The organism is Flammeovirga aprica JL-4, assembly GCF_012844305.1.
Lineage (GTDB): Bacteria > Bacteroidota > Bacteroidia > Cytophagales > Flammeovirgaceae > Flammeovirga > Flammeovirga aprica.
Genome location: NZ_JABANE010000372.1, coordinates 1 through 654, shown reverse-complemented (window position 1 = coordinate 654; position 654 = coordinate 1). Strand labels below are relative to the sequence as shown.

1 protein-coding gene is annotated in these 654 nt (G+C 36.1%); it reads right to left on the bottom strand.

Translation table 11 applies throughout. The features are described 5' to 3' along the window. Nucleotides 1-52: 52 nt before the first annotated feature. The coding region (locus HHU12_RS34435; protein WP_169661215.1) for a hypothetical protein at nucleotides 53-654 on the bottom strand (602 nt) is incomplete at its 5' end.

Here is a 654-nt window from a genome sequence, read left to right as displayed (position 1 = left end):
CTATAACTTTTGTTTTACGACCCATAATTAGGGTATAAATATAGCTTATATTTTAATTTGTCTCAGTACTTAGTGGAAATAAAAGATCTTTTTCGAAGTTTTTTAAAAGATCTTCTGCATTAGATATTTTCTTCCATATAAGCAAGGTTTTCATAAACTCAGAAGCTTCCAATGTTTTCAAACCTTCCTCAGGTTTGCCATCATTAATAAATTTAACTATATCCACAATATTCCCTAGATACAAGCTTGCCTGCCCAGGACTCAAATCCTCAATTGAGCAATCAGCCCAATCCGCTTTTATTTCTTGAGTTGGATCAACAACTGAAGGGACTGTCTCCTTTTCTTGATCAGTACTTTTAGGGCGAAAGTTTTTAGCATAATTCTCTACAGCAATTTTCACCTTTTCACCAAAAGTCACTGCAACCCCTTTTACTTCCGCTTCAGTAATTCTAATATGATCAAGTGCTATCATCCCTTCAACTCCTTTCTCTACCCATCCTATCACAGAAAAGAAATTTTCCGGTAGCACTCTTAAAACCCCTCTTGTGTATTTAAAATCCTCCCATTGTTTACTGGCGGTTTGCTCGCCGATAACAATTTCATATAAGCGGTCCATGGCCTCTGATTTACCATAACTTTTCATTTGTTGGGCAT